The 22993-nt window shown below is 72.1% G+C and carries 19 protein-coding genes; 10 read left to right on the top strand and 9 right to left on the bottom strand.

Annotation, left to right across the window (positions count from 1 at the left end):
* Nucleotides 1–191: 191 nt before the first annotated feature.
* The 9 genes from IEY33_RS06635 to IEY33_RS06675 all read left to right on the top strand — a co-directional run bounded on the left by IEY33_RS06635 (nucleotide 192) and on the right by IEY33_RS06675 (nucleotide 12133).
* Nucleotides 192–2168, top strand: a complete 1977-nt coding sequence (locus IEY33_RS06635) for a glycosyltransferase (protein WP_188961489.1) — start codon at nucleotides 192–194, stop codon at nucleotides 2166–2168.
* Nucleotides 2168–3349, top strand: coding sequence for a glycosyltransferase (locus IEY33_RS06640; protein WP_188961490.1), 1182 nt, complete (start codon nucleotides 2168–2170; stop codon nucleotides 3347–3349). Before IEY33_RS06635 ends, IEY33_RS06640 begins: the two co-directional genes overlap by 1 nt.
* Nucleotides 3346–3654, top strand: coding sequence for an STAS domain-containing protein (locus IEY33_RS06645; RefSeq protein ID WP_188961491.1), 309 nt, complete (start codon nucleotides 3346–3348; stop codon nucleotides 3652–3654). Before IEY33_RS06640 ends, IEY33_RS06645 begins: the two co-directional genes overlap by 4 nt.
* Nucleotides 3651–5201 (top strand): ATP-binding SpoIIE family protein phosphatase, encoded by a 1551-nt coding sequence (locus tag IEY33_RS06650; RefSeq protein WP_188961492.1) that lies wholly within the window; start codon nucleotides 3651–3653, stop codon nucleotides 5199–5201. The genes IEY33_RS06645 and IEY33_RS06650 overlap by 4 nt, the downstream gene beginning before the upstream one ends.
* The gene (locus IEY33_RS06655; RefSeq protein ID WP_188961493.1) at nucleotides 5198–5533 is read left to right on the top strand and encodes an STAS domain-containing protein; all 336 of its coding nucleotides are present in this window, start codon (nucleotides 5198–5200) and stop codon (nucleotides 5531–5533) included. Before IEY33_RS06650 ends, IEY33_RS06655 begins: the two co-directional genes overlap by 4 nt.
* Complete coding sequence (locus IEY33_RS06660) at nucleotides 5523–5936, top strand: response regulator (protein WP_188961494.1); 414 nt, start codon at nucleotides 5523–5525, stop codon at nucleotides 5934–5936. The genes IEY33_RS06655 and IEY33_RS06660 overlap by 11 nt, the downstream gene beginning before the upstream one ends.
* A 70-nt stretch (nucleotides 5937–6006) precedes the next feature.
* On the top strand, nucleotides 6007–9153 hold the full coding sequence (locus IEY33_RS06665) for a hypothetical protein (RefSeq protein ID WP_188961495.1): 3147 nt from the start codon (nucleotides 6007–6009) through the stop codon (nucleotides 9151–9153).
* A gap of 72 nt (nucleotides 9154–9225) precedes the next feature.
* Complete coding sequence (locus tag IEY33_RS06670; RefSeq protein ID WP_188961496.1) at nucleotides 9226–10521, top strand: hypothetical protein; 1296 nt, start codon at nucleotides 9226–9228, stop codon at nucleotides 10519–10521.
* 22 nt (nucleotides 10522–10543) lie between these two features.
* The gene (locus IEY33_RS06675) at nucleotides 10544–12133 is read left to right on the top strand and encodes a glycoside hydrolase 5 family protein (RefSeq protein ID WP_188961497.1); all 1590 of its coding nucleotides are present in this window, start codon (nucleotides 10544–10546) and stop codon (nucleotides 12131–12133) included.
* A gap of 71 nt (nucleotides 12134–12204) precedes the next feature.
* Here the strand turns inward: IEY33_RS06675 and IEY33_RS06680 are convergent, their stop codons facing one another.
* From IEY33_RS06680 to IEY33_RS06705, 6 genes are all read right to left on the bottom strand, one after another.
* On the bottom strand, nucleotides 12205–12963 hold the full coding sequence (locus tag IEY33_RS06680) for a GntR family transcriptional regulator (protein ID WP_188961498.1): 759 nt from the start codon (nucleotides 12961–12963) through the stop codon (nucleotides 12205–12207).
* Between the two features lie 38 nt (nucleotides 12964–13001).
* The gene (locus IEY33_RS06685; RefSeq protein WP_188961499.1) at nucleotides 13002–13946 is read right to left on the bottom strand and encodes an N-acetylmuramic acid 6-phosphate etherase; all 945 of its coding nucleotides are present in this window, start codon (nucleotides 13944–13946) and stop codon (nucleotides 13002–13004) included.
* The gene (locus tag IEY33_RS06690) at nucleotides 13943–14848 is read right to left on the bottom strand and encodes an N-acetylglucosamine kinase (protein WP_188961500.1); all 906 of its coding nucleotides are present in this window, start codon (nucleotides 14846–14848) and stop codon (nucleotides 13943–13945) included. The genes IEY33_RS06685 and IEY33_RS06690 overlap by 4 nt, the downstream gene beginning before the upstream one ends.
* Nucleotides 14848–15972 (bottom strand): ABC transporter permease, encoded by a 1125-nt coding sequence (locus IEY33_RS06695; RefSeq protein ID WP_188961501.1) that lies wholly within the window; start codon nucleotides 15970–15972, stop codon nucleotides 14848–14850. Before IEY33_RS06695 ends, IEY33_RS06690 begins: the two co-directional genes overlap by 1 nt.
* Complete coding sequence (locus tag IEY33_RS06700; RefSeq protein ID WP_188961502.1) at nucleotides 15969–16940, bottom strand: ABC transporter permease; 972 nt, start codon at nucleotides 16938–16940, stop codon at nucleotides 15969–15971. The genes IEY33_RS06695 and IEY33_RS06700 overlap by 4 nt, the downstream gene beginning before the upstream one ends.
* A 200-nt stretch (nucleotides 16941–17140) precedes the next feature.
* Complete coding sequence (locus IEY33_RS06705) at nucleotides 17141–18919, bottom strand: ABC transporter substrate-binding protein (protein ID WP_188961503.1); 1779 nt, start codon at nucleotides 18917–18919, stop codon at nucleotides 17141–17143.
* Nucleotides 18920–19187: 268 nt separating this feature from the next.
* Between IEY33_RS06705 and IEY33_RS06710 the strand changes: the two genes are divergently transcribed.
* On the top strand, nucleotides 19188–19820 hold the full coding sequence (locus IEY33_RS06710) for a GNAT family N-acetyltransferase (protein WP_188961504.1): 633 nt from the start codon (nucleotides 19188–19190) through the stop codon (nucleotides 19818–19820).
* 12 nt (nucleotides 19821–19832) lie between these two features.
* Here IEY33_RS06710 and IEY33_RS06715 read toward each other — a convergent pair whose 3' ends face one another.
* The 3 genes from IEY33_RS06715 to IEY33_RS06725 are packed head-to-tail and all read right to left on the bottom strand — an operon-like array spanning nucleotide 19833 to nucleotide 22890.
* Nucleotides 19833–20843, bottom strand: a complete 1011-nt coding sequence (locus tag IEY33_RS06715) for a serine hydrolase domain-containing protein (protein WP_188961505.1) — start codon at nucleotides 20841–20843, stop codon at nucleotides 19833–19835.
* On the bottom strand, nucleotides 20840–22015 hold the full coding sequence (locus tag IEY33_RS06720; RefSeq protein WP_229670839.1) for an anhydro-N-acetylmuramic acid kinase: 1176 nt from the start codon (nucleotides 22013–22015) through the stop codon (nucleotides 20840–20842). Before IEY33_RS06720 ends, IEY33_RS06715 begins: the two co-directional genes overlap by 4 nt.
* A gap of 56 nt (nucleotides 22016–22071) precedes the next feature.
* Nucleotides 22072–22890, bottom strand: coding sequence for a Rad52/Rad22 family DNA repair protein (locus tag IEY33_RS06725; protein ID WP_188961506.1), 819 nt, complete (start codon nucleotides 22888–22890; stop codon nucleotides 22072–22074).
* Nucleotides 22891–22993 lie beyond the last annotated feature (103 nt).

The following is a 22993-nucleotide window of genomic DNA, read 5'->3' on the forward strand; positions in this document are numbered from 1 at the left end:
CCACGGCACAGCCTGCGGGGGGGGTGTGCCGGGCCGCCCCCTCGCAGCCTGACGCGGCGGCGCCCGCGCGTCCCGGACGACTCCGGCCCTTATATATGCAGTTCGTGCCGGTTTGGATCTTCATCTTCATCACCGGACCTTCAGGAAGCGTTGTCAATTCCCTGTAAGACATGGAAGGTTAAGGTCAGCGCATGACCTCCACCGCCCGGCGGGCCCTGAACGGCAGCACCCTGCTGCTCGCCGCGATCATGGTCGTCAACGTCCTGAACTACGGGTACGCGCTCGTGCTCGGCCGTGCGCTCGGCCCGGAAGCGTACGGGGCGTACGCGACCTTCGTGGCCCTCTTCCTGATCGTGAGCCTGTGGCCGCTTACCCTGCAGCAGGTGGCGGCCCGCGCCGCCGCGACGGGCGAGAGTGCCCGCGCGTACCTGCAGCCGCTCGCGGTGCGCAGCGGCCTGGGCCTGGGCGTGGCGCTGGCCCTGCTGGCCGTGCCGGTGTCGGGCGTCCTGAAGGTGCCGCTCGCGTGGCTGCTGGGCCTCGCGGCGCTCAGCCCGCTGCTGTGCGTGACGGGCGTCCTGCGCGGAGAGGCGCAGGGCGAGTCGCGCTTCCTGCCGTTCGGGCTGAACATGGTGCTGGAACACCTCGGCAAGATCGTCCTCACGCCGCTCGCGCTGCTCGTCGTGCCGGGCGCGTCCGGCGCGGCCCTCGCGACGCTGGCGGCCTTTCCGGCCACGGTGGCGCACCTGTGGCGGCGCGGGCCCGGACGCGCGGTGGGGCCGGACGCGCGCCGGGCGGCCCTGCGCTTTGCGGTCCCGGCCTTCGCGGGCCTCGCGGCGCAGGCGGTCATCATGAACAGCGACGTGCTGATCGTGCGGGCCGCCCTGCCGACCGCCGAGTCGGGCGTGTACGCGGCCGTGTCGATCATCGGCCGCGTGGTCTTCTACGGCGCGTGGGCGGTCAGCACCGCGATCTTCCCGATGGTGGCCGCCCGCGCCGGGAAGGGCCGGGAGCTGCTGTGGCTGTCGCTGGGACTGACACTCGCCGTCTCGGGCAGCGTCACGGCGGTGTGCGCGCTGTTCCCGTCCGTGATCGTGCAGGCGCTCTTCGGGGGCGGGTATGCGGCGGGCGCGGCGATCCTCGCGCCGTACGCGCTCATCACCACCCTGTACGCCCTGTCGAACGCGGCCTCCACGCACGCGCTCGCGCAGGGGCAGGGCAGCACCGCGTACCTGTCGGCCGTCTTCGCCGTCCTGCAGGTCACGCTGCTCGCCGTCCATCACGCCACCGTCCAGGCGGTCCTGCAGGACCAGCTGATCGCGCAGTCGCTGCTGCTGCTCGCCACGCTGGCCCTGCTGCGCCGCCGCTCACCCGCTGCCGTCACCGCCCCCCCGAAGGAGAGTCCCTTGTCTTACGCTGAATTCCAGACCTGGAAGGCACAGTCTCTCGACACGGTCGAACTGTCGATCGTCATTCCCGCCTACAACGAAACCGAACGCATCCTGCCGACGCTGGGCGCCATCGCGGTCGCCGTGTCCGGCATGGGCGTCCCCTGGGAGCTGATCGTCTCGGACGACGGGAGCCGCGACGGGACCGCCGACCTCGTCGAGACGCTCGGTTGGGCGAACCTGCGGGTGCTGCGGCACGCGAACACCGGGAAGGGCGGCGCCGTGCAGCGCGGCGTGCGGGCGGCCCGCGCGCCGAGGGTGCTGTTCGCGGACGCGGACAACAGCACGCCGATCGAGGAGCTGCCGCGCCTGCTGGCCCTGCTGGACGAGGGGTACGACATCGTGGTCGGCTCGCGCGCCGCGTCGGGCGCCGTGGAGGAGAACAAGAGCGCCCTGCGCAAACTCGTGTCGGGCGGGCTGCGCGTCACGGCGCGCATCCTGAGCGGCGTGACGGTGCAGGACACGCAGTGCGGCTTCAAGCTGTTCGGGCCGCGCGCGCTGCAGCAGGTGTTCACGCGTCAGCAGATGCAGGGCTTCTCCTTCGACCTGGAGCTGCTGTACCTCGCGCACCGGTTGCGCCTGCGGGTGGCGGAGGTGCCGGTGCGGTGGTTCGACGCGCCGGGCAGCAAGGTCAGCTCGGTGCGCGACTCGCTGCGGTTCCTGCGGGACATCTACGCCGTGCGGCGCCTGGACCAGAGCGGCGCGTACCGGTGGGAGGCCTGATGCATCTCGTGCTCGTGACCGCGTTCCCGCCGAGTCTCGGCAGTCTGAACGAGTACGGCGCTCACCTCGCGCGGGTGATGGCCGCCAAGCCCGAGGTGACGCGCCTGACGGTCCTCGCGGACGAACTGCCGGACCCGGCGCTGTCCCGCCACGACCCGCAGCACGTGCGGCGCGTGTGGCGCTTCAACGACCCCGGCAACGCCCTGCGGATCGCGGCGGCCCTGCGGGACCTGAAGCCGGACGCGGTGCTGTACAACCTGCAGTTCGCGTCGTTCGGGGACCGCAAGGTCCCGGCGGCGCTGGGGCTGCTCGCGCCGCTCGTGACGCGCCTGGGCGGCACGCCGACCGTGACGCTGCTGCACAACATCTTCGAGACGGTCGATCTGGAGAAGGCGGGCTTCGGGTCGAACGTCGCCGTGAACCTCGTGACGCGCGCGGCGGGCCGGGTGTTCACGCGCGTCCTGATGGGCAGCCACCTGCTGGCGCTCACCATGCCGCGCTACGTGGAGACGCTGCGGGACGCGTACGGGGCGCGCAACGTGTTCCTCGCGCCGCACGGGTCGTTCCAGGAGCCGGAACCGGCCGCGCCGCTGCCGGAGCGGCGCACCGTCATGACCTTCGGGAAGTTCGGGACGTACAAGCGCGTCGAGGTGCTGCTCGACGCGCACCGGCTGCTGCTGCAGCGCGACCCGGACGTGCGGCTCGTGATCGCCGGGAGCGACTCCCCGAACGCGAAGGGGTACCTGGCGGCCGTGCAGGAACGCCACCGGGACGTGCCGAACGTGACCTTCACCGGGTACGTCGCCGAGGAGGACGTGCCGCGCGTCTTCCGGGAGTGCAGCGTCGTCGCGTTCCCGTACAACAGCACGACCGGGTCGAGCGGCGTGCTGCACCAGGCGGGCGAGTACGCGCGGGCGGCCGTGATGCCGCGCATCGGGGACCTCGCGGACCTGATCGAGGAGGAAGGGTACCGCGCGGAATTCTTCGAGCCGGAGGACGCCGCGAGTCTCGCGGAGGCGCTGTGGCGCGTGATCGAGACGCCGGGCCGCGCGCGGGACCTCGGACTCGCGAACCTGAACGCCGCGCGCGGCCTGTCGCTGAGCGACGTGGCCGACTGGTATCTGTTACAGTTCCAGCGGCTGAGCGCCCCGCGGGGCGTGGCCCTGGGAGGTAGCGCGTGAACATCGTGAAGACCGAACAGCCGCAGGGAACGGTGTGCCGCCTGGAGGGCCGCTTCGACGCGCACGTCGTCCCGCAGGTGAGGGCGGCGCTGGAGCCGGTCCGGCAGCCGCTGTTCCTGGACCTGTCGGGCGTGGGCTTCATCGACTCGTCGGGCCTCGCGGCGCTCGTGGGCCTCTTCAAGAAGGCGCGGGAGGCGGGCGTGCTGTTCGAGATCAGCGGCATTCAGGACCCGGTGCGGCTCATTCTGGAACTCACCGGTCTGGACGCGATCCTGCCGATCCGAGTGCCGGGCAGGCCGCAATGACCGAAGCGCTCGATCAGGCGCTGGAGTCGACGCTGGCAGCCCTGGCGGACAGTTACGACCAGCTGGTGTTCCTGCAGCAGGCGGTGGACCGCGCGCTCAAGGCGACCGGCATGCCGGACCTGCTGAACCTGATCACGGACGCGCAGAACCTGATGGGCGCGGGCGGCTTCGCCCTGTCGCTCGCGGGCCGCTGGGTGGGAGCGGTTCCTTCGTGGCTGGACGCTCAGCCGAGGCCCGACACGCACGCCTTTGAACTGCCTGTGCGGCACCTGCCGGGCCCGGCGTCGTTCCTGGGCGTGCCGTTCACGGGCGGCTGGGTGGCGTTCTGGGACAAGCACTCGCCCTTCAGTGCGGGCGACGCGCGGCTCGCGCAGACGCTCAGCGACCTGATCGTCTCGACGCTCGAAGCGATCGACGCGCGCGAGCAGCGGTTCCGGCAGGAGATGGAGGAGCACGACCGGGCGCTCGCGTCCCGCATCTGGCGGCACCTCGTCCCGGCGACCCTGCCGGAACCGTTCGGGTACCGGCTCAGCACGCGGTCGGAGCCGGCGTCGCAGGTGGGCGGAGACTTTCACATCGCGCTGGGGCCGTGGATCATGGTGGGCGACGTGAGTGGCAAGGGCATCGCGGCCGCGCTGTTCACGGGGATGTTCGTGAGCAGCCTGCGCCTCGCCATCCAGCACGAGGACGTGGGCGCGGCGGTCGCGCAGGCGCTGCACGCGCAGCTGGAGGACGCCGGGATGCTGGCCACGCTGGCCGTGATCTACCTGGAAGGCAACGGCGCGTTCCGGTACCTGAGCATGGGGCACCCGCCGATCCTGATCCGGCGCGCGGACGGCACGGTGGACTCCCTGCGGGCGACCGCGCCGCCGCTCGGGACCTTCCAGCTGGAACGCTATCCGATGCTGCCCGGCCGGATCGAGCCGGGCGACCTGATGTGCCTGTACAGCGACGGGCTGAGCGAGGCGCAGCGCACCGGCCGGAACGGCGAGCTGGAACTGTTCGAGTACGAACGGATCGCGCAGGTGCTGACGCGCGCGCTCACGCCCGCGCACGGCCTGGAGCTGCTGCAGGAGGCGATGACCGGCTGGACGGTCGACGACGACCTCACGGTCGTGCTGCTGCAGTACGCTCCTGAAGGGAAGGTGAATCGCGTGCGGAACAACACCCTGAAACTGCGCCTCCCGGCGGACACGGCCGAACTCGCCGCGCTGGGCGTCTTCGTGCGCGACGGCTGCCAGCGCCTGCCGGAACCGGGCCTGCCGGAAGTGGCACTCACGGAACTCGCCGTGAACGCCATCGTGCACGGGCACGCCAGCCACCTGCAGCTCACGCTGCACGACCAGGACGACGGCATCCTCATCACGCTGGAGGACGACGGCGCGCCGTTCGACCCGACGCTCGCGCCGGAACAGGCGGCCGGTGAGCTGCGCGAGGGCGGCTACGGCCTGCTCATCGTGCGGCGCAGCGCGAGCCGCATCACCTACACCCGCAGGGGCGCGTGGAACTGCACGGAGCTGCTGTACGCCAACGGAGGACCATCATGACCACGACCACCACGCTCGAGGGCAACGTCGCCCAGATCACGCTCGAAGGCCGCCTCGACCTGCACAACACGCCCGAACTGCGCGCCCTGCTGCACGAGATCTCGGACCAGGGCGCCAAGTACTACTTCATGGTGATGGACCGGCTGGAGTTCATCGATTCGTCGGGCCTGTCGGCGCTCGTGTCGGGCCTGAAGCTGGCGCGCAAGGCGGGCGGGGAGCTGGTGCTCGTCGCGCCGGGACCGACCGTCACGAAGCTGCTGGACCTGACGATGCTGAACAAGGTGATTCCGGTCGAGGAGACCCTGGCGGGCGCGAGGTCCCATGTCAGCTGAAGACGCGCCGCATGCCCCGTGCGTGCTGGTGGTGGACGACAACCGGGCGCTGCAGCAGCTCGCGGCGTACGTGCTGAAAAGTGCGGGCCTGCGGGTGGTGACGGCCGGTCACGGACTGGAGGCGCTGGAGGTGCTGGCGGCCGAGCCGGAGACGCGCCTCGTGATCACGGACCTGGAGATGCCGCACCTGGACGGCTTCGGGCTGCTGCACCGCATCCGTGAGCAGTCGGGGCCACCCACCCTGATCGTCACGGCGCGCGGACGGCCCGAGGACGTGCAGGAGGCCGCGCGGCTCGGTGCGGCGGGCGTGGTGAAGAAACCCTTCTCGCGCGGGCAGCTGCTCGCGGCGGCCGGGCCGTTCCTGCCGGACCTGCCGCTCGCGCCGGGCGCGGACAGCGCGTGACCTGATGGCGGGAAGCGTCCCGCGCCGCGGGCGGCTGACGCGCCAGACCGTCGCCAGGGGGGGGCGCGCGGTGCGTGCCGCGCTCACCCAGGCCGCCCAGGTCAGTCCGGAGGAGACGACGGGGCGGCTGCTGCTCGGCGTGGCGCTGCTCGTGATGGTGCTGTACCACGGGGTGCTGCTCTTCAACCAGCAGTTCGTGCACACGTACGACGCGCTCATTCACATCTTCTTCGCGGCGCACTACGCGCAGAACTGGTTCGACCCGTGGGAGCCGCGCTGGTACACGGGGTTCTCGCTGGTGTCGTACCCGCCGCTGTCGCATTACCTGATCGCGCTGGGGAGCAAGCTGGTGGGCCTGAAGACCGCGTTCGCGTACGTGCAGCTGTTCGCGCTGCTGAACCTGACGGTCGGCATGTACCGCCTGTCGTGCCTGCTCGTCACGCCGCGCGCCGCCGGGTACGCCTGCGTGGCGCTCGCCCTGTCGAGCGCGCTGAGCGAGACCGTGCAGGTGTTCGGGCAGCTGCCGACCACGCTGTCGCTGGGGTTCCTGCTGAACGCGCTGCCGTTCGGGTGGGCGTACGTCCGGACCGGGCAGCAGAGTTCGCTGGTGCGGGGCGTGCTGTGGATGAGCGCGACGACGGCCGCGCATCACGTCACGACGCTGTTCGGCAGCGTGTTCTTCGTGGCGCCCGCCATCGTGACGCTGGTGCTGGGCGGCCTGCGGATGCCGAGGCCCGGCGAGCGGGCGGGCACGGGCGTCCTCGACCGGCTGCGGCGCCGCGCGTACCGGATGATGCCGCGCCTGTACCGTGCGTGCGTGTTCGCGGGCCTGACCGTCGTGTCGCTGGTGCTGGTGGTCCTCCCGTACTGGCTGTGGAGCCGCGCGGACCCGATCGCACAGGTGCCGATCCCGCACGGGAGCCGGGCGAACTTCATCACGCACCCGAACTTCGGGCTGATGTTCTGGGTGATTCCCTGGGCGAGCACGCTGCTGTTCCTGCCGTACGCGCTGTACAAGGGCTTCAGCGGGTGGAGGTGGCCGATCGCGGCGAGCCTGCTGCTGCTGTTCGTGCTCGGCACGGGCGGCACGACGCCCATCCCGAAGAAGCTGCTGCGCGGCGCCTTCGACATCCTGACGCTCGACCGCTTCACGTTCTGGGCGACGATGCTGATCCTGCCGTTCGTGGGGCTGGCGCTGGAGAGCGCCGTGCACGGGCGGCTGGCGCGCTTCCTGGACGCGAACCTCGGGCGGCGCGTCCGAATCGCCGCGCTGTGTGCCGCGCTGGTGGTGACGTGCGCAGTGTCGCTGTCCATCACGACGCTCACCACGTACCGGAAGTTCCAGCCGAACACCATCGACATCGGCCCGATCCTGACGTTCATCGAGAAGGACGAGCACTGGCGGTACCGGTACCTGACGCTGGGGTTCGGGGACCAGATGGCGTGGCTGTCCGCGAACACGCGCGCGTCCACCCCGGACGGCAACTACCACAGCGCGCGCCGACTGCCGGAACTCACGACGACGCCCGTCGAGCGGCTGGAGGGCGCGAAATACACGGGCGTGGCCGGGATCGGGAGCCTGACGCAGTTCATCACCATGCCCGAGAAGTACAACCTGAAATTCATCTACAGCAACGACGCCTTCTACGACCCGATGCTGGCCTTCGCGGGATGGCACCGCCTGGGCACGCTGGAGAACGGCGTGATGGTGTGGGAGCGCGAGGACATCCCGCCGCTCCCGGAACGCCTGCCGAGGCACGAGTTGCCGGTGTGGCAGCGAATGATGTGGGGCGTGCTGCCGCTGCTGGCGTTCGTGGCGGCGTTCCTGAGCCTGCTGCTGCCGACCTTCCGCCTGCCGCGCCTCCCGTGGCAGCGCCACTTTCCCCTGCGGAGCGTGACGGACCTGCTGCAGGAGAACGCCCTGCCGGAGGCGCCCGCGAGTGGGTGGCAGCCGTGGCGGCGCTTCGTGCGGCCCCTGGACGGGATGCTGAACCTGCGGCGGTTGCCGCTCAGGTGGCGGCTCGCGTTCACGGCGCTGCTCGTGGCGGTCGTGCTCTCGCCGCTGACGCTGCTGGGATGGCGGGCCGCGCATCCCGTCAGCACCCCGCAGGCGACGCTGCTGCAGTACTGGGACGACGTGGACTTCAAACGCTTCCACGAGGCGTTCGGGTCCATCGCGCCGCGCCCGGACCTGCCGGAGGACCGCTGGATGCTGGACCTGTCGGTGGAGGGCGGCATCCGCACCGGGTACGCGAAACTCGACGCGATCACGGTGAAGCAGGTGACGTACCAGGGCGACCCGGCGCGCGTGGGGGCGCGGGCGAGCGCCACCGTGCACCTGAAGTGGTTCACGTCGCTGGAGGACTTCGAGGAGGACGTGCATCAGGACCTGATCCGGACGCCCGCCGGGTGGCGGATCGTGGCGCTGCCGGGCCAGAAGATCCGCCCGCAGCAGCGCTTCACGGGACAGGCGGCCGTGCAGTACTACCACGCGCCCCGGCGACTGACGGTGGCGGCCACGGACGCGGGCGACGTACTCGACCGGCCGCACCTGCGGGTCCTGAACTCGCGGCTGGTGCGGTACGACCTCGACCGGGTGCGGGCCGGGCCGAGCCGGGTGCAGGTGGCGATCGTGGGCGAGGTGCAGAACGTGGACGCGCGGCCCGGCGACGTGACGCTCTCCGGGGTGCTGCGGCGCCGGGACGGCAGCGAGATCACGCGCAACAACGCCCGCGACACCATGCTGCACAAGCTGATGCCGGGCGAACGCACGCCCTTCGCGGTGATCTTCGACGGGGTGACGGCCGGCGTGGACGTGCCGATCAATCCGGACGAGATCGGGGGGTTCGACGTGTTCGTGAAGGCGGTCGTGACAGGCCGCGACCTGACGCGCGACGTGCTGACGTGGTCGCGGCCCGCCGGGCCGGACGTGCAGGCGCGGCTCGTGAACGTCGGGGCGTTCGAGGCGACGGTGCCGCACGTGCTGGCGTCCACGCTCGACGCGCGGGGCGTGCAGTGGGTCACGGGCGCGTACAGCCTGGTGGCCGTGCCGCCGCGCGAGTCCCGCCCGCTGGACGTGCCGCTCGCCCTGCCGCTGAACTACCGGGTGCTGCGGTACGGGGAGACGGTGGAGCGCGCCGGGCCGGACGTGTTCCCGCTCCCGGACGGTCGCGGGTACTCGCTGACGGTGCATTCCTTCCTGCGCGAGGCACAGTGACGCCGGGCACGGCAGAATGGGGGCCGTGAAGACACCGGGCACGCCTGAACGCGAATCGCCAGGACGGACGCCGTGAAGGGCGCGCGGTTCCGGCGGCAAGACGGCCTGGCATTCCGGGTGCTGCTGTACGTTCCGCTGCTGCTGGGGACGCTGCTGCTGGGGGAACTGCGCGCCGTGCTGACGCGGCCCGCACGGACCGTCACGGTCCCCACCGCGAAGGTCTTCGCCGCGCCGGACCTGAACGTCACGCAGACGCCGGACGGGCTGAACTTCACCCTGACGGCCGCGGCGGGCAGCGCCCTCCCGGACGGCGTGCCGTTCACCGTGACGCTCACCACGCCCGCCGGTCCGCTCGTCCGGAGCGCCGTCACACGTGACCGGGCCGTGCACCTGCACCTGCCCGCCGTACGTTCGGGCCTGGCCGTGTACGACGGCGAGATCGCCGGGCACCGCTACCACGGGCAGTGGACGCGCTCGCCGGGCGCGGCGGTCACGCCGCTGCGCCTGAAGGTCGGGGCGCGCGCCGTGCGGGTGGTGGGCGACCCGCCGCCCGCCCTGGTGCTGCACCCGCAGGACGTGCACGGCAACGTGTCGGACGAGCCGGTCCGGGTGACGGTCCGTCAGCCGGACGGGCAGCGGTGGACGCGCACCGTGACGGTGCGGCACCTGCTCGCCTGGACCTTCCTGCCGGTCGGCACGCGCACCGGGACGCTGGAGGTGGCGGCCGTGGTGGGCGACGCGCGCGGCGAGCGGGCGGAGGTGGACCTGCTGCCCGGCCCGGTCGCGACCGCGTCGCTCGGCGCGGCGCGGGCGTCCGCCCCGGCGAGCGGACGGGACCCGTGGCAGCTGGACTTCACGCAGGCCCGCGACCGGCTGGGCAACGTGGTGCTGGACGGCAGCAGCGTGCAGCTGCAGGGGCGCGGTCCGCTGAACTTCAGCGCGACGCAGCCCACCGTGGGCGGCGCCGTCCGCCTCGCCGTCCCGGCGGCCGACACGCCCGGCCGGTACCGCGTGCAGGTGCTCACGACGAGCCCCGCGACCCCGCAGTTACCGGCCTCGCGTTTCCAGTCCGCGCCGGTCACGCTGACCTCCACGCCGCCGCTCGACGCGCAGACCATCCCGTTCTTCCTGGCCGGACGCACCCTCAAGATCGGGCCGGTGCGCGACACGCTCGGCGCGCTGCCGGACAACGGAAGCGTCGTCCGGCTGTCCTTCCGCACGGCGGGCGGCACGGTGCGCCGCGAGGACACCGTCGCCCTGACGGACGGACGCGCCGAGTACGCCCTGCCCGCCCTGCCGGGCGACGTCCGGGTGCTGGACCTCGAACTGGACGGGCAGCAGGAACGCGTGCCGCTGGAGGCCCCGTGACCGCCGCCCGCCGGGGCGCGGGGTGAGTGGACCGCGCCTCAAGCAGCTGGTGTGGGCGGCGACCCTGCTGGTGCTGGTGGGCGGCGCGCTGCTCGTCGTCCCGCTGCTCGGGAACCTGTACGGCCGCCTGGAGCGCGCGCAGGTGCAGAACAGCGCCCTGAACCTCGTGCAGGCCAGGCACGCCGAGCCGGGCGCCCTGGCGTGGGAACCGGACGACCCGGGCCTGCCGCGCGACATGGAACCCTACGCCCGGGACGCCGTCACGGACGGCTACCGGCGCGGCTATGAGGAACTCGCGTACGCGCTGTACAGCGGCGAGACGCTGGGCCTCCCGTCGTACTTCCAGCAGGAGGCGCTCGACGACGCACGCCTCGTGACGGACCACACGCAGAACGTGGAATTCGCCGACTGGGACCACCAGCTGACGCTGCACTTCTACGCGCCGGACGGAGCGACGGTCGCGTTCACGGACACGTACCTGTACGCTCAGGGCCGCTTCACGGACGGCGCCCAGCGCTTCGCGCGCGTGGCGAGGCGCACGGTGGACGTGCAGATGGACCTCGACGACGGGAACTGGCGCGTGCATCACTGGCGGATCCTGACCGACTCGGCGAACCCCGTCCCTCCCCCGCCCAGGCCCGCGCTGCCTGCCCTGCTGGGCGGCATCCACGGCGTGAACTACGAGGCGCGCAGCGCGCCCTTCTCGCTGCTGTGGACGCGTTTCGACCCGCAGGAGGTGGACGGGGACTTCAGGGCAGCCCGCACGCTGGGCTTCGACACGGTCCGCATCTTCGTGCCGTACCCCCTGCCGAAGGACGCGGGCACGACCCTGAACGCGCTGCTCGACGCGGCGGGGCGGCGCGGCCTGCGGGTCATTCCGACCCTGCTGGACGGGTACACCCGGTACCGCCTCGCGGACCTGCCGGGCATCCTGGGGATGTACGGCACGCTGCGGCCCGCGCTGGAGCGGCCTGAAGTGCTCGCCATCGACCTGAAGAACGAGGCGGACCGCGACGCGCCGACCGCCGGCTGGGACCGCCTGCGGTTCTTCCTGACGGTCCTGGCGGAACAGGTGCGCGTCCGCAGCAGCAAACCGCTCACGGTGGGCACCGTCACGCCGGACCGGGAGCTGAGCCGCGCGCTGGACTTCGTGACCGTGCACGCCTACGGCCCGCCCGGCGAACTGGAGGGCCTCCTGAGCGCTGCCGAGCGGCAGGGACGGCCGGTGCTGCTCGAAGAGTTCGGGTACCACACGCTCGGCACGGCCCTGCCCGACCCGCACACCGAGGCCGACCAGGCCCGCCATTACGCGCAGGTGCTGCGGACGGTCCGCGGGCGCGGCGAGGGGTGGATGGCATGGACGCTGTACGACCTGAAGACCGGCGCGGTCCCCGGCGGCCGGGCCGTGGAGCGGAACCTCGGCGTGCTGCGCGCGGACGGCAGCGCGAAACCGGTTGTGGGTGTGTTGCGCGGCGAGCCCGCACCCCCGCCTGGACCGCTGGACCGGGTGGAGCGCTGGGGGTTCATGATCCGGCGCGTGCTGCTGGTGTTGGTGGTGGGCGTGGCCGCCGCAGTGTGGTGGCGGCGCAGGCAGGTCGGCAGGAGGCGCTGAGCGCCGCAGTGTACCCCTGCGGCGGCAGGCGTACCGGGCAGGAACTCCCCGCCTGACCGTGCGGCGGGGCTTCAGGTTTCCGGGGTGGTGAGTTCCATCAGGAAGTCGTACCGGTCACCGCGGTAGTGGGCGCTCGCGAGCTCGATGGGGGTGCCGTCGGCGAGCCAGGAGACGCGTTCGGTCATGAGGAGGGCCGCGCCGGGCCGGACCTGCAGCAGGGCGGCGTGTTCGGTGTCGGCGTTCACGGCGCGCAGGTGGCGCAGGGCGCGGACGGGAACGAGGGCGCGCGCGCTGAGCAGTTCGTACAGGCTGCGGTCCTTGAGGGTGTCGGCGTGGAGGTCACCGACGCGGTCTTCGGGCAGGACGCTCGATTCGACGGCGAGGGGGGTGCCGTCGGCGGTCCGGAGGCGGCGGATGCGGTACACGCGGCTGTGTTCGCGCAGGCCGAGCGTCATCGCCTCGTGTGGCGTGGCGCGGTTCAGCGCGAAGCTCAGGACGTGCGCGCCCGGCACCTGACCGCGGGCGCGCATGTCGTCGCTGAAGCTCTGGAGGGTGCCGAGCGGGTGTTCGATGCGGCGCGGGAGGATGAAGGTGCCGCTGCCGCGCCGCCGTTCGAGGAGGCCCTGCGTGGTGAGGAGCGCGATGGCCTGCCGGACGGTGACGCGCGACACGCCGAACTGCCCGGCGAGGTCGCGTTCGCTGGGGAGGGCGGTGCCGGGCGTGGCGTGTTCAGTGCCGAGCCAGCGCTGGATGCCGTGCGCGACCTGCAGGTAGATGGGGGTGGTCGCGGCGTGATCGAGCGTCACGGTGAACTGGGGGCCGTCCGCCATGCCGTTCAGGGTAGCACCGGGGTTCGCCGCGCCCCGCGTCACGGGTGGGCGTCCAGGACCGCGCGTACACTGTGACCGGCGGCCGTGAGGGCGTGTCTGGCCTGTTCGGCGTTCAGGCCGAGGCGCAGCATGACGATGGCGGTCTTGACGTGGCCGTCCGCGTCGTGCAGGGCGTGCCGGGCGGCGTCCGGGTCGGCGCCGCTCGCGAGGACGGTGAGGTGCAGGGCGCGGAGGCGGAGTTTGCGGTTGGTGGCCTGCAGGTCCACCATCAGGTTGCCGTACACCTTGTGCAGCCGGACCATGATGGCGCTGCTCAGGGCATTCAGGACGATCTTCTGGGAGGTGCCCGCCTTGAGGCGCGTGCTGCCGCTGATGACCTCGCTGCCGGTGTCGAGCGTGATGGGGACGTGCACGGCGGCCTGGAGGGGGCTGCCGGGGTTGTTGCTGACGCCGATGGTGAGCGCGCCGAGCTGCGTGGCGTGGCGGGCGGCCGCGACGGCGTAGGGGGTGGCGCCGCTCGCGGCGAGCACGATCACGACGTCGCCCGCGTCCACGTGGTGCGCCTGGAGGTCGAGGACGGCCTGCGCCTCGTCGTCCTCGGCGCCTTCGGCGGCGCGGAACATGGCGCGTTCGCCGCCCGCGATGAGCGTCACGAGGCGTTCGGGCGGCCACGAGAAGGTGGGGAGCAGTTCGACGCCGTCGAGCACGCCGAGGCGGCCGGAGGTGCCCGCGCCGACGTACACGAGTCGCCCGGCGTGCTGCAGGCGCGTCACGGCGAGGTCGGCGGCTCGGGCGATGTCGGGCAGGGCGGCCTGGGCGGCGCGCACGGCGTTCAGCTGGTCGTCGAGGAGGGCCTGCACGAGCTCCGGCGTGCCGAGCAGGTCGAGGTCCGTGTGCTGGTCGCTGGGCTGTTCGGTGGAGAGCGGCGCGGTCTGGTCGTCGTCGCTCCTGGGGGTGGGCCTCTGGGTGGGGGGGCGGGTCATGCGCGGGGGTCCTCCAGGGGCGCGGGGGTGGGGGCGAGGCGCGGGCCGCCCATGACGGGGTCCGTGGGCGGGTGGTGGCGGGCGAGCGGGCCGAGGTGGGCGTCGAGGGCGTCGCGGAAGGCTTCGCGGACGAGGTCGTTGGCGCCGCCGCCCGCGAGCGCGACGGGCAGCGGGTGCGTGAGGCGCGCCTGGACCTGCGCGGCGAGCGCGGCGAGGTGGCGTCCGGCGTCCTGCGTGACCTGCAGGGCGTACGGGTCGCCGAGGGTGGCGGCGCGGTGCACGGCGGGCGCGAGCGTGGCGAGTGCGGTCCGGCCGCCTTGGTACACGAAGTGCCGCAGGGCGGGCCAGTCGAGGCCGCCCGTCATGCGGGACAGTTCGTCCGCGAGCGGACCTCCGGGCGCGTGGCCCGCGTCGAGCTGCGCGAGAAGGGCGCGCAGGCCCGCCCGGCCCTGCCAGAACGCGCCGCCCTCGTCACCGAGCAGGAAGCCGTGCCCGCCCGCGCGGATCACATGGCGGTCCCGCGTGAGGTGCATGGCCATGCTGCCCGTCCCGGCGTACACGAGGACGCCCTCGCCGGGCCGGAAGTGCGCGGCGTACGCGAGGCTCAGGTCGTCCGTGACGTGCAGGCGCGTGGCGGGCAGCCGGAACGTCTCGCCGAGCGCGTCGAGCAGCAGCGGGTGCGCGGAGCCCTGCAGGCCCGTGACGCCCATCACGACAGTGTCGGGCGCGTGCGGGACGCGGGAGGCGAGGCCCGCGAGGAGGTGCGTGACGCGTTCCCGGTCGGCGGGCGTGAAGAGGTGCCCGGTGACGGGGTCGAGGCGGCCCCGGTCGAGGAGCGTGCCGTCCGGCGCGAAGAGTGCCCATTTGGTGCTGCTGGCGCCCGCGTCGAGCGTGAGGAGCATCAGCGTGACCCGGTGTCGGCCGCGTCGCGCAGGGCGTCGCCGAGGAAGTTGTACGCGAGGATGGTGAGGACCAGGAACACGCCGGGCAGCAGCAGCCACGGGTACAGGTTCAGCGTCTGGAAGCCCTCGCGGCGCGCGTCGGAGAGCAGCAGACCCCAGCTCGTCATGGGTTCCTTGATGCCGAGCCCCAGGAAGGACAGGGCGCTCTCGCCGAGGATGTAGCCGGGGAGGGACAGGGTGGCCGTGACGACCAGGAAGGAGCTGAGGTTCGGGGTGATGTGCCGCAGGATGACGCGCAGGTCGCGCGCGCCGATGGCCTGCGCGGCCGACACGTACTCCAGCTGCCGCAGGGCGAGCACCTGTCCGCGCAGCACGCGCGCGAGGCCCGCCCAGCCGATCAGGGCGAGGACGGCCACGATGCCGAGGTACACCCAGGTGCTGGGCCAGCGGGCGGGAATGAGGGTGCCGAGCGCCAGCAGGATCGGGAGGCGCGGGAAGCTGAGGAGCACCTCGATGAGCCGCTGGATGAGCGTGTCGGTGAGGCCGCCGTAGTAGCCGCTCAGGCCGCCCATCAGGATGCCGATCGCGAAGGACAGCGCCACGCCGATCACGCCGACCGTGAGGCTCACCTGCGCGCCCACCAGGGTGCGGGAGAACAGGTCCCGGCCCAGCTGGTCGGTGCCGAACGGGAAGTAGTACACGGCGCGGCCGCCGCTGCCGGGCGCGGCGGGCAGGCCGAAGAGGTGCACGTCGGTCCGCAGGCCGAGCAGCCGGTACGGTTCGGCGTGCACGAGGAACTGCAGCGGCACGCGGACAGAGGGGTCGGTGACGCTTTTGCGGGCGAAGGTGACGGGGTCGCGCGTCTCGCGTGTCCCGTACACGTAGGGGCGCGTGAGGTGTCCGTCCGCCGTGACGTGCAGGCGGGTGGGCGGCTGGTACTCGAAGCCGGGGTGCTGCACGGTGATGTCGTACGGCGCGAGGAATCCCGCGAGGAGCGCGCAGAGGTACAGCACGATCAGCACGAGGCCGCCTGCCACGCCGAGCCGCGAGCGGCGGTAGCGGCGCCACGCGAGGGCGAGGCCGCTCACCTCGCGCCGGGCGGGCGTGGCGGGGAGGGCCGTCACGCGTACCTCACGCGGGGGTCGGCCCACGCGAGCGCGAGGTCCGCGAGGAGGTTCCCGATGAGCAGCAGCAGCGCCGAGAACATCAGCAGGGTGAGCGCCATGTACTGGTCCTTGTTGATGAGGCTGTCGTACAGCAGCGGCCCGATGGTGGGGAGGTTCAGGACGATGCTGATGATGATGGTGCCGGAGATCAGGGTGGGGAGGCTCAGGCCCGCCAGGCTGATGAGCGGGTTCACGGCGTTCCGCACGGCGTGCCGCCACACGATCCGGCGCTGCGGGGCGCCCTTGGCGCGCGCCGTGCGGATGTAGTCCTGCGACAGCACTTCGAGCATGCTGGCGCGCGTCTGCCGCATCAGGCCCGCCACGCCCTCCAGGCCCACGGCGAGCACCGGGATCCACAGGTGCCCGAGCAGGTCCAGCACGCGCGCGGTGCTCCAGGGCGCGTCGATGAAGTGCGGACTGAAGAGCCCGCCGACGTTGGTCCCGCCGAGACGCAACACCAGCGCGACGAGCAGCAGGGCCGCCAGGAAGTCCGGAATAGCGAGGCCCAGGTACCCGAGCACCGAGACGATCTGGGCCGTGAGGGTGTGGCGGTTGAAGGCGGTGTAGATGCCGAGCGGGACGGCGATCAGCCAGCTGACGAGCAGCGTGAGGAGCGCGATGAAGACCGTCCAGCCGAGCAGTTCGCCGATGACGGTGACGACCGGGCGGTTCTGCAGGAAGGAGTACCCGAAGTCGAGGCGCGTGACGACGTTCCACAGCCAGTGCAGGTACTGCATGACGGGCGGCTGGTCGAGGCCCAGCTGGCGGCTGATGGCGGCGGCCGTCTCGCGCGTGAAGCGCGGGTCTTCGAGGTACTGGTCGGTGAAGCTGCCGGGCTGGAGTTTGATCACGAGAAAGCACACGGCGCTGATCACGAGCAGGGTGGGCAGCATGCCCAGCACCCGCCTGAGCAGGTAGTTCAGCATGTCGGTCCTCACGGCGGCCGGGCCGGACGGGGCGGTGTGGCCCTCGTCCGGCCCGGCCGTTCAGGTCTCACGGGTTCCGGTCGTTCGGTGATGAAGTCAAGGACGACCTGGCAGGAAAGAGCAGGAACGGACGGGATCCGGGAAGGGAGCGGAGGACAGGGCGCCCTGCCGCGTTCAGAGCGGACTGGACGCCGTCCGGGTCACTTCTGGTAGATGAGCGGGACGGGGTTGTAGCCGGGGATCACGCCGAGGTTGTACACGTAGTTGCCGTACTTGTTGCTGATCATGCCGATGTTCTCGGGTTTCAGCAGCGGGATGACCGGCAGGTTGTGCGCGAAGAGCAGCTGCCAGCGCGTGTACAGCGCCTTGCGTTTGGCGCGGTCGGGGGTGACGGCGGCCGTCTCGAAGATGGTGTAGATTTCCTTCTCCCAGGGGAACATGCGGGCGACGTTCGGCGTCTGGCCGTCCGTGGCGGGCTGCAGGGAGCGGTGCCAGTAGTACAGGGCGCCGCCCGGCTCCCAGATGGGTCGGCGCAGTTCCGGGTCGGGCTGGTCGCCGAAGGCGTGCAGGATCATCTCGTAGTTGCCGCTCAGGCCGGTGGAGAGGAGGTTCTTGGCGAGGATGCCCTGCAGGTTGACCTTCACGCCGATCTGTTTGAAGTCGTTCTGGATGATGGTGGCGATGGCGGGATAGACGCTGGAGTCGGTGCCGTACGTGAGGTCGAATTCCAGGTTCTTGCCCTTGGCGATGTTGCGGACGCCGTCACCGTCGGTGTCTTTGAGGCCCATCGCGTCGAGCGCGGCGGCCGCGGCCCCCAGGTCGAAGGTGCCGAGGGAGGATTTGGTGTTGGCGTAGAAGTCCTTGTTGGCGGGCGCGACGCCGTGGCCGGGCAGTCCGGCGAGGCCGTTGTAGACGGTGTCGATCATGCGCTGGCGGTTCAGGGCGGACTGCATGGCGTTCCGGAAACGCAGGTCGCTGAAGACCTTGGCGAGCGCGGGGTCTTTCGCGTCGAAGTTGAAGGCCACGAAGGGTGGGCTGCCGAAGAGGGCGGTGCTGCGCACGACGCGGAACGGCGCGCCGGACACTTCCTTCTGCTTGAGGTCGGGGAACTGTGCGCCGCTGATGTTCAGCTGGTCGACGTTCCCGGCGAGGAACTGGGCCACCTGCGCCTGCGGGTCGCGGATGATCAGGAAGTCGAGCGTGTCGAGGTACGGGAGCTTGGTGCCTCTGGCGTCGACCTTCCAGTAGTTGGCGTTGCGGGTGAGGCTGACCTTCTGCCCGGCGGTGTACGACGCGAGCTTGAAGGGGCCGGTGCCGACCACTTCGGCGGGCGCGACGTTGGTGGGCCAGGCGTTGTTGATGTCGGCGCTCCTGGCGCCGCCCTGCACGCTGTACTTGAGCAGCTTGTGTTTGGGCATGATGAAGTTGCGCATCTGCAGCAGGAAGGCGGGGGTGGGTTTCTGCAGCGTGACCTTGACGGTGTTCTTGTCGACGGCTTCGAAGTTGACCTTCTTGCCGTCCTGGGTGAAGGTGGCGGCGTCGCCGGCGCGCGCTTCGGGGTTCTCGATGATCTGCTCGTACGTGAAGACGACGTCGTCGGCGGTGAAGGGTTCGCCGTCGCTCCATTTCACGCCCTGGCGCAGCTTGAAGGTGTACGTCTTGCCGTCCGGGGAGACGGTCCAGCTTTCGGCGAGGGCGGGTTCGAGCTTGTAGGTGGCGTAGTTGAATTCGACGAGGCCGTCGAAGAGCTGCTGCGAGACGAGGCCGAGGTTGTTGTCGATGGCGCCGTAGTAGTTGAGGCTCTGGGGGCTGTCGCCGAGCACGAGGGTGAGGTTGCCGCCGCTCTTGCCGGTGGTGACGCCGAGGCTGGTGTAGCCGCTGACCTTCTTGGGGGCAGCGCTGGCGGTGAGGGCGGCGCTCAGGCCGAGCAGCAGGGTCAGGGTGACGAGCCGGGCGGGGTGCGTGGGGGGGGTTCGCATTCGGTCCTCCATCGGTGGCGCGGGGTTGGGCCGTGGGGTGGCCCGGGGCTTGGGGGGCGCGTGTTCCTCGGTGCGTCGTACTGTGGTGGGGTGCCTGATGTCGTGGTGCGTGTGCTGCTGCGGTGCATCTGGGCACCCGGTCGAACGGGTGGAGCTACCATACCACTTTAAGACCAATTGTCCAGCCCAGGCACCACCCGACCTTCCCCGCCTCATCTCGCCGCACGGCCCACCCGCCGCCCCGCAGGCGCCCGACAGGACGTGACCCATGCCGCACGAAGCCCCGAACACCGGCTCCCCCACCGTCCGCGCGTACCGCCCCGCCGACCTGACGGCCCTGTACGACATCTGCCTGCGGACCGGCGACAGCGGCCGGGACGCCGCGCACCTGTACCGCGACCCGATGCTGCTCGGGCACTATTACGCCGCGCCGTACGCCACCCTCTGCCCCGACACCACCTTCGTGCTCGCCACCCCGGAGCGCGTCGTCGGGTACGTGCTCGGCGTGCCGGACAGCCGCGACTTCGAGACGCGCAGCGAACGCGAGTGGTTCCCGCTGCTGCGCGGCCTGTACCCCCTGCCCGCGGCAGACGACCAGAGCCGCGACGCCCGCATGACCCGCGCCCTGCACCGCGGTTACCGTGCCCCGGACGCCGCCTGGCTGGACCGCTACCCCGCACACCTGCACATCGACCTGCTGCCGGAAGCGCAGGGCGGCGGGCACGGCCGCCGCCTGATCGGCACGCTGCTCGGGGCGCTGCGTGACCTGGGCGTGCCGGGCGTGCACCTCGGGGTGGGCCTCACGAACACGGCCGCGCAGGGCTTCTACGAACGGCTCGGCTTCCGCGACCTGGAGCGCAGCGAGCACGCGCGCACCCTGGGCCTCCCCGCTTCTGGCTGAGAGCGCTTGAGCTCAGCCGGGCTGCCAGCCTGCCGCGAGGACGTTCCCGACGGCGCGGCGCAGCGGCTGCAGCGGCCGGGCCGTGTGCCGGGACGGGTGAACATTGTTCGTGAGAAGCGTCCAGGCGTACCCGCGTTCGAAGTCGATCCAGCAGCCGGTGCCGGTGAAGCCGGTGTGGCCGAGCGTGCCGGGACTGCACAGGCTGCCGCCGCTCCAGCCGGGAAAGCGGCGCTCCCATCCGAGCGCGCGGGTGGGGGTCTGCGGGGCACGCAGTTCGGCGAGCGCGGCGGGCGTGAGGGCCGTGCCGTCCAGCAGGGCCCGCGCGGCGTCCAGCACGCCGTGCAGCGTGCCGAACAGTCCGGCGTGCCCGGCGACGCCGCCCTGCGCGGAGGCGTTCTCGTCGTGGACCTCGCCGCGCAGCACCCGGCCGCGCCACGCGCAGCGTTCAGTGGCGACCGAGCCGTCCGCTTCGGGACGGAAGGTCAGGCCCGCCGGGAGCGGGAAGTCGCGCAGCGGGCGGCCCCGCACGCGTTCCAGCACCTGCCCGAGCAGCATGAAGCCGATGTCGGAGTACACGTGCGCACCGAGCGGCCAGGGTTCCTGCAGCACGCGGGCGCGCAGCGTCTCAGGTGCCGAGGCCCAGGTGTAGAGCGGCGCGTGCGCCGGGAGGCCGGACGTGTGCGTCAGGCACTGCCGGAGCGTGACGGCGGCCACGGCGGGCGCGCCCATCCAGGCCATGTCCGGCAGGTGCCGGGAGAGCGGGTCGTCGAGGTCCGCGAGACCGTCCTGCACGAGTTTCAGCACCTCGGGAAGGGTGAAGAGGACCTTGGTGAGGCTGGCGAGGTCGAAGGTCAGGTCCGGCGTGAGCGGCACCCGGGCCGGGTCGAGCTGCGCCGCGCCGTACACGGCGGTGACGGGGGCCTGCCCGGCGCGCAGCAGGCCGAGCGCGGCGCCCGGCACCTGGCCCGAGTGCACGGCGGTCCGGACGAGGTCGGCGGCGGCCGTGAATGCGGCACCCTTCATGCGTGGCCTCCGGTGGGCGTGGGCGGGGCGGGGCGGGAGAGTTTTCCGGCGACGACGGCGTGCCGCGCGCCGGTCGTGCCGGGCAGGGTGTTCGCCCAGCCCTGCGCCGCGAAGTAGCCGAGGACCGCGAAAGCGGCCGCCTCGCGCGTCATGGCGTCCAGGCCGCGTTCCTCGAAGGTCAGGACCGGGACGGGCGCGAGGCCTTCGCGGATGAGGCGCATCAGGAGGGGGTTGCGTGCCCCGCCGCCCGCGACGAGCACCTCGTCGAGGCCGAGCGGCAGCACGAATCGCCGGTACGCGTCCACCACGCTGGCGGCACTGAAGGCCGTGACGGTCGCCGCGAGGTCCGGCACGCTCAGGTCCTCCCGGCCGGGCAGGGCCGCGAGGTGCCAGCGTTCCCGTCCCGTGGATTTCGGCGGGGGGCGGAGGAGGTCCTGGTGCGTCAGCCACGCCTGCACGAGCGCCTCGTGCGCGGTGCCGCTCAGGGCGAGGCGCGCGCCGTCGTCGTAGCGCAGGCCGTGCAGGGCCGCGACCTCGTCGATGAGGGTGTTGGCTGGGCCGGTGTCGAAGGCGAGCACGCCGGACGCGTCGAGGCCCGGCAGGTACGTGACGTTGCTGATCCCGCCGAGGTTGTGCACGGCGCGGCGCACGCCGGGCGCGGCGTACATCAGGCGGTCCGCGAAGGGCACGAGCGGCGCGGCCTCCCCGCCCGCGGCGAGGTCGGCGGGCCGGAAGTCCGCCACGACCGGCAGGCCGGTGCGTTCCACGATGACGGCCGCCTCACCGATCTGCAGGGTGGCGTGCGGCGGGCGGTGCGAGACGGTCTGTCCGTGGCTCGCGATGAGGTCCGCGTGCGCCGCGAGCGGCAGGCAGGCGCCGGCGAGGACCGCGCCGAGCCGGTGGTGCAGGACCGCGAGGGCGCTGGTGGGCAGCTCGTCGCGGGCGGCGGCGAGGAGTTCGCGGCGCAGGTCGTCCGGGTAGGGGGTGTGGTGGTGGGCGAGGGTCTGCACGCGCGGTCCGTCGCCCGTGAGTGGGGGGGGCGGGCTGCCGCTCCAGAGGGCGGGCCAGCCGGGCAGTTCGGTGAGGACGGCGTCGATCCCGTCGGTGCTGGTGCCGCTCATCAGGCCGAGGACGCGCGGGCCGGTGCGGGGCGGGAAGGGTGGGGCGGTCACGGGGACGACCGGCGCGGCTGCGGGTGGGGTGCGGGCATGGTGGACCTCCCCAGGCATTAAACCACTTGCATACCACCTGTGGCGGGGCCGGGCATCTCGCGCGCCTCCTGCCGTGCGGCGCGGTACACGCGTCCGGCCTCGGCCTCGCTGAGGTCCGCGAGCCGTTCGACGTTCACGCCCAGCACGTAGGTCGCGTACGTTTCGCCCGCCGCGTCGGCCCAGGCGCTTCCGGTGAGCGCGCCCTGGAGGTGGGCCGCGAGGCTGCGGGCACGGACCTCGCCGATGGCGGGCGGCACGTCGCCAGGAGCGGTCACGTCCGCCACGCCGTGCGGCCGGTACCCGCGCACACGCAGGGCCTGGAAGCGCGGGAGGGCCGCGTTTCCGGCGAGGACGGCGCGCGTCAGGACGGCGAGTTCCGAGTGCGCCTCGCGCGTCACGAACCACGTGGCGCCCGCACGTTCCACGCGCGCCTGCACCTGCGGGAAGCGGTACAGGAACGCGCCCACGCCGTACTGCACGGCGGCGCGTTTGAGGGCGTCGCTGTACAGGTCCTTGGTGTCGCTGCCGGGGCGTGCGCCGGGCTCGACCGTGCCCACGTCGGAGCGGGTGACGCCGCACACGGTGAGTCGGCACTCGACGGCAGGCCAGCCGACCGTGACGGGCGGCAGGACGTACTCGGTGCTCCACTGGCCCGGCACCACGTCGTCCAGGTGCGCGGCGACCGTGCGGACGTCCACGTACACCACCACGGTCGCGAAGGGGTCGGTGCCCTCCTGCGGGCGGGTCTGGAGTTTCCAGCGGAGCGTCGCGGGCGGGAAGGGGCGACGCAGGCGCCGGACGACGGCGGGCGTGAGGCCGGAGCGGTGCTCGGTCACGCGCCGTGTCCTGTTCGCCTTTGGCAGGAAATCATACCCGTATTCTACCCTGAACAGAACCCTGGGGGCAGGGCCAGGCCCGGTTCATGAAGCTCCTCCCTCC

Source organism: Deinococcus aquiradiocola, from assembly GCF_014646915.1.
GTDB lineage: Bacteria > Deinococcota > Deinococci > Deinococcales > Deinococcaceae > Deinococcus > Deinococcus aquiradiocola.

Bases quoted from the DNA above. Each gene is read 5' to 3' on its own strand.
- IEY33_RS06710 (WP_188961504.1), top strand. From the start codon at position 19,188: ATGCCGCACGAAGCCCCGAACACCGGCTCCCCCACCGTCCGCGCGTAC.
- IEY33_RS06655 (WP_188961493.1), top strand. From the start codon at position 5,198: ATGACCACGACCACCACGCTCGAGGGCAACGTCGCCCAGATCACGCTC.
- IEY33_RS06650 (WP_188961492.1), top strand. From the start codon at position 3,651: ATGACCGAAGCGCTCGATCAGGCGCTGGAGTCGACGCTGGCAGCCCTG.
- IEY33_RS06705 (WP_188961503.1), bottom strand. From the start codon at position 18,919: ATGCGAACCCCCCCCACGCACCCCGCCCGGCTCGTCACCCTGACCCTG.
- IEY33_RS06680 (WP_188961498.1), bottom strand. From the start codon at position 12,963: ATGGCGGACGGCCCCCAGTTCACCGTGACGCTCGATCACGCCGCGACC.
- IEY33_RS06660 (WP_188961494.1), top strand. From the start codon at position 5,523: ATGTCAGCTGAAGACGCGCCGCATGCCCCGTGCGTGCTGGTGGTGGAC.
- IEY33_RS06700 (WP_188961502.1), bottom strand. From the start codon at position 16,940: ATGCTGAACTACCTGCTCAGGCGGGTGCTGGGCATGCTGCCCACCCTG.
- IEY33_RS06685 (WP_188961499.1), bottom strand. From the start codon at position 13,946: ATGACCCGCCCCCCCACCCAGAGGCCCACCCCCAGGAGCGACGACGAC.
- IEY33_RS06690 (WP_188961500.1), bottom strand. From the start codon at position 14,848: ATGCTCCTCACGCTCGACGCGGGCGCCAGCAGCACCAAATGGGCACTC.
- IEY33_RS06715 (WP_188961505.1), bottom strand. From the start codon at position 20,843: ATGAAGGGTGCCGCATTCACGGCCGCCGCCGACCTCGTCCGGACCGCC.
- IEY33_RS06635 (WP_188961489.1), top strand. From the start codon at position 192: ATGACCTCCACCGCCCGGCGGGCCCTGAACGGCAGCACCCTGCTGCTC.
- IEY33_RS06640 (WP_188961490.1), top strand. From the start codon at position 2,168: ATGCATCTCGTGCTCGTGACCGCGTTCCCGCCGAGTCTCGGCAGTCTG.